This is a genomic window from Candidatus Cryptobacteroides sp., assembly GCF_056207615.1.
The window spans coordinates 1-4,550 of the sequence record NZ_JBAEER010000014.1; the positions used below are offsets into that span (position 1 = coordinate 1).

General features: G+C 55.5%; 6 protein-coding genes. 3 read left to right on the top strand and 3 right to left on the bottom strand.

Features of this window, described 5'->3' with window-relative positions; translation table 11 throughout:
• The coding region (locus tag AC06ND_RS00915; RefSeq protein WP_475677122.1) for a glycosyl hydrolase 115 family protein at nucleotides 1-1,091 on the bottom strand (1,091 nt) is incomplete at its 3' end.
• Between the two features lie 102 nt (nucleotides 1,092-1,193).
• On the opposite strand from AC06ND_RS00915, the gene AC06ND_RS00920 reads away from it, so the two are divergent.
• Complete coding sequence (locus AC06ND_RS00920; protein WP_475677117.1) at nucleotides 1,194-2,360, top strand: esterase-like activity of phytase family protein; 1,167 nt, start codon at nucleotides 1,194-1,196, stop codon at nucleotides 2,358-2,360.
• A gap of 11 nt (nucleotides 2,361-2,371) precedes the next feature.
• Here AC06ND_RS00920 and AC06ND_RS00925 read toward each other — a convergent pair whose 3' ends face one another.
• Both AC06ND_RS00925 and AC06ND_RS00930 read right to left on the bottom strand, forming a co-directional pair.
• Nucleotides 2,372-2,851 carry a hypothetical protein gene (locus tag AC06ND_RS00925; RefSeq protein ID WP_475677118.1) on the bottom strand — a complete coding sequence of 160 codons (480 nt, stop codon included), beginning with the start codon at nucleotides 2,849-2,851 and terminating at the stop codon, nucleotides 2,372-2,374.
• 84 nt (nucleotides 2,852-2,935) lie between these two features.
• On the bottom strand, nucleotides 2,936-3,373 hold the full coding sequence (locus tag AC06ND_RS00930; RefSeq protein WP_475677119.1) for a WbuC family cupin fold metalloprotein: 438 nt from the start codon (nucleotides 3,371-3,373) through the stop codon (nucleotides 2,936-2,938).
• A gap of 169 nt (nucleotides 3,374-3,542) precedes the next feature.
• Here AC06ND_RS00930 and AC06ND_RS00935 point away from each other — a divergent pair, with 169 nt between their 5' ends.
• A complete protein-coding gene (locus AC06ND_RS00935; protein WP_475677120.1) occupies nucleotides 3,543-3,914 on the top strand; it encodes a hypothetical protein in 372 nt (123 codons plus the stop codon).
• 171 nt (nucleotides 3,915-4,085) lie between these two features.
• On the top strand, nucleotides 4,086-4,550 hold a 465-nt coding region (locus AC06ND_RS00940), incomplete at its 3' end, for a lipocalin family protein (RefSeq protein WP_475677121.1).

Here is a 4,550-nt window from a genome sequence, read left to right on the forward strand (position 1 = left end):
CGCTGGTTCTTCACTACCTTCTCGAGCGTCTTGATGATGAACGCATCGTCGAGACCTTCCCTCTCGCCCATCGCAGCATCACCGTCACCCCTCATACCGATGGTGATCAGATCCTCCGTATCCTTCGCACGCTGCATGCCCTCGCGGAAGAACTTGTCGACCGCCTTCTGGTTCTTGACGTAGTCCCACTCGCCCTCCGAACCGTTCTTGCGCACCCACTCCTGGTGATTGCGTGCCATAGGCTCATGGTGGCTCGTGCCCATGATGATACCCATCTCGCTGGCCGTCTGCGAATTGAGAGGGTCATCTGCATAGAAGCTCCAACCCCACATCGCAGGCCACATGAAATTACCCCTCAGCCTGAGGATGAGCTCGAACGCACGCGCATAGAACTCATGGCCGCCGAAATCGGTACCGAAAGTGTTCTTCACCCATGTCGTCAGGCACGGAGCCTCGTCATTGAGGAAGATGCCACGGTAGCGCACTGCCGGCTCCCCAGCCGAATATGTGCCCTTCGCGATCGAAAGATTATCCTGATGGACAGTCGGAACGTCCATCCAATCGTACCATGGAGACACGCCCATCTGCTCCGAAAGCTCATAGATACCGTAGATGGCACCTCTCATGTCGCTACCCGCGATCACGAGCGCCTCACCCACGCCCTCGACAGGATTGCTCACGACCGTCATCAGGTACTTCTCGACCTTGCCCTTGAGCTCATTCGCATCGAGCTTGCCGGCCTTTACGATCTGCTGGATATACGGACTCTCGAGCGTGCCGACGATGATAGTCCTGGAAGCCGCTGCCGAAACTTGCGCTGGACTCATTGCTGAATTCGGGGCCGAAGTTTGCGCCGTGCCTGATGAGCCATTCACCGGAGCGTTCAGCAGAGCCGCCTTGGTGCCGCAGACTCTCTCGAAGTCCGCCTGGAGCGCCTCTGCGGCAATCTTGACACCCTTCTTCTCGTCCGCCGAGATAAGGATAGAAGCAGGCTTCGAATTCTCTATGAGTGTGAAACGGCCAGCTCCGAGAGTAGACGAAGTGATACCTTCATGGTCCTTCGCGAACAGAACGCTCGCCATCAGCAGCATCCCCGCTGCAAGCAATGATCTTTTCTTCATGCGTGGTTTACGGATAGTTGTTCCTCAAAGATAGTAAAAGAATGCATACCTTTGTAGTAAACGACAGAGAATATGAAGAAGACAGCGATAGCACTCGTCGCCCTGATGATGGCGATGCCCGTGAAGGCCCAAGGACTCGGAGACCTCCTCGGCTCGGTGATAGGAGCCATGATTGGAGAAGCCGGTGACCAGGGCGCAGAAGACGAAAGCAAGGTCGGAATCCCCCAGCAGAACCTCTCCCTCTGGGGCATCAAACCCGCCAACTACAGCGGAATCACACCGATCGGCAACGGACGCTATGCCGTCGTGAGCGACAAGGAAAGCTCCGACGGATTCTATATATGGAAGATTACCCAGGACCAGCAGACCGGACGCGTGATCAACGTCGAGAACGAAGGATACTTCTCCAACAAGATCGGACCGACCTCCGACCGAGATTGCGAAGGAATCGCATACCTGCCGGCAGGTGGAAAGAAAACGGCGGCCGGTAAGAAGTCCAGCAGCGCTCATGCAGCCGGCACCCTGTTCATCAGCGGAGAATCCGACAACCGCATACTCGAATACGACATGGACGGTCAGAGGACCGGACGCGAACTCCGAATCCCGGACCAGTTCCGCAAGTCGGTCGGGAACATGGGCCTCGAAGCCCTCGCACTCAGCGGCCAAGGCACGCGCGCACGCTTCTGGGCCACCACCGAGACCACTCTCCCATCCGATGGACCTGCAGCAGGCCCGAATGCACCTGGAGCTGCAAACATGCTCCGAATCCAGAGCTTCAAGACCAACCTCGCACCCCACCGGCAGTACGCGTACAAGATGGACCCGGGCCGTACGCGCGACTTCGGCTCACCTTATGTGTTCGGATGTCCTGAGATATGCGCCCTCCCGAACGGACGCCTCCTCATCCTCGAGCGCGAAGCCAACATCCCGAAGCTCTACGTGGGTGCGGACGTGACCTGCAAGCTCTACCTCGTGAACCCTAAGGGCGCGAAGAAGATCACCCAATATACCGACATCGCATCGATTCCGGAGAGCAGGTTCATGCGCAAGGAACTGGTCGCCAGCTGGACCACCCGCCTCTCCCTCTCGAACGTCGCATGGGCCAACTACGAGGGCATGTGCCTGGGCGCCAAGCTCTCCGACGGCCGACAGACCATCCTCCTGATCAGCGACTCCCAGGGCGGCTACGGCAAGGGCCCGGTCAGGCTGCAGGATTGGATAAAGGTCGTGGTGCTGTAGGAGCACTGCCTTTACTTTCGCAGCATACCCAGAGAAATTTTCTTGAAACTGAGTCTGCGGGCGGGCTTGTTGTCCGTGCGGATGGACGCATTGATGTCGGCAGTGTAGTCGGCCGGATTGAGAGACGCACCGGACATAATCAGCGAAGCGAGAGCCGAGAACGACTCGAGGCTGCCGTACCCAGTGATCATCACGTCATGAGTGCCCTTCTCGAGCACGATCTCGTCGGCACTGCCTCTGACGAAAGCCTCACCTTTCTTCGTGTAGACGACACCATTGATGCCCGAAATGACCATCCTGGGCACATCGCAGGTGATATTGACCTTGACTGTCCCCTTCACGCTGGTCAGACCCCTCGGCACCAGTGACTTGATCTCATACTTGTTGATCCTGATCCCGCTGAGAAGATCCTTCGTATCGGGCTCGCCCGCCATCGCAAGCGACAATGACGCCATCACAAGGCAAAAGATAAGTAGCAGTTTCTTTTTCATGGTACTGCAAAGTTACCGATAAATAAAAAACCACCTCATTTTTTGAGATGGTTTTTAGAAGTGATTCGTGATGGGGAGAGAATCCTAGAGATTCTCAGTACCGTCCTCGCCGGCCTTGCCGTCCTTGGCGTGATAGATTGCGGAAGGCTCGAGAACCTCGATCCTGTGCCAAGCGCCACGAGGCACGATGAAACCGAAATTGCCGGTCGAAGAATCGAGAAGATGACGCTCCACGACCTTGGCCTTCTTGCCGCTGGCGGTAACGACGATCTCGTCACCATCCTTTGGCTCGCCTATTACCTCAGCGTAGAGCACATCCACAAGCTTGCCCGAAAGAAGGATCACGTTCTCGCTGCTCTTCGGATGGCGATGGATTGCCACCTCGCTGCCAGGAAGCATAACGTTCAACATCCTCTGGCCAGCATCGTCCAGCGAAGTCCTGAGATCGTACTGAGCCCTCTTGCTCTCTGACTCCTGGGCCTTAACGAAAAGGCTATCAATAAGTTCCTTATTTATATCCATAGTTCCAATACTTTAAATCAATTTGTACCTGCACCCTATCTTCGGCTGGCGATGCGACAGTTCTGAAGACTTTCGCCCTGGCTCTGGATCGGGCTAGCGTCAAATATACGGAAACTATCAGATTTTCCAAAAAAACGCCTATCTTTAACCAGGTCAAAACTAAAACGTTATGAAAAAGTCGGAAATGTTCACCACCATCCTTGACCAAGTCTGCGACCTCTGCGAAGTCGATTCCGAGGGTGTTCTCAACGGCTGCAAGCAGCAATCCTATGTAGATGCGCGCATGCTCTGCGTCCAATACCTCCGGAGGTTGGGCATGACCAGCGATGAGATCGCGATCATCGTGATCCGCCTGCTCCGTGGCGACATGAGCTACAAGCCAGCGCCCGACGAAGTTCGCGGAAAATCCCGCGGAGTGGAAAAGATGTTCAACTCCTACTCCACCCGCTGCCTCCAGAGCAGGGCCTTCGTGCTGATGTCCACTGCACTGAAAAAATTCTGCGACGAGCGCTTCTGGAGCGAGTATGTCCATAATGCTTAAGTCGCATGCGTGCTTAACGAATGAGACCGCCCGCCCTGGACGCGTACGAACTCCCAACCAACTTCATATTGCCTCCCTTCTAACTCACACACAGGAAGTTAGCGCACTGAGATCGATTGAACTACCTTTGCAATGTGACCGCTGATGGTCGCCAAAAATGCAAAATCTATTATGGATAAGGTAATCTCAATCCTCCTGATCATGCTGATTATGTTCAGCTGCGCAGCCTGTGCAAAGACCAGGTCTGTCGATGACACTCCAGTCATGAGCCTCGATCTCAAACGCTACCTCGGCACATGGTACGAGATCGCCCGCTTCGATCACCGCTTCGAAAAGGGCATCGAATTCACCCAGGCCGTCTACACTCTCAAATCCGACGGCACCGTGCGCGTCGAGAACACCGGCATCAAGGACTCCAAGTTCAAGCGCTCCATCGGTAAGGCATTCCGCCCAGATGCGGACAAGGAACCGGCACGTATGCGTGTGTCCTTCTTCGGCCCATTCTACTCGGACTATCGCGTCCTGATGATCGATCCTGACTACCGATATGCGCTCGTCAGCTCCAAGGGACCGAAATACCTTTGGATCCTCTCCCGCGAGAACACCCTTCCACCGGCCGTCAAGGAGTCCATCCTG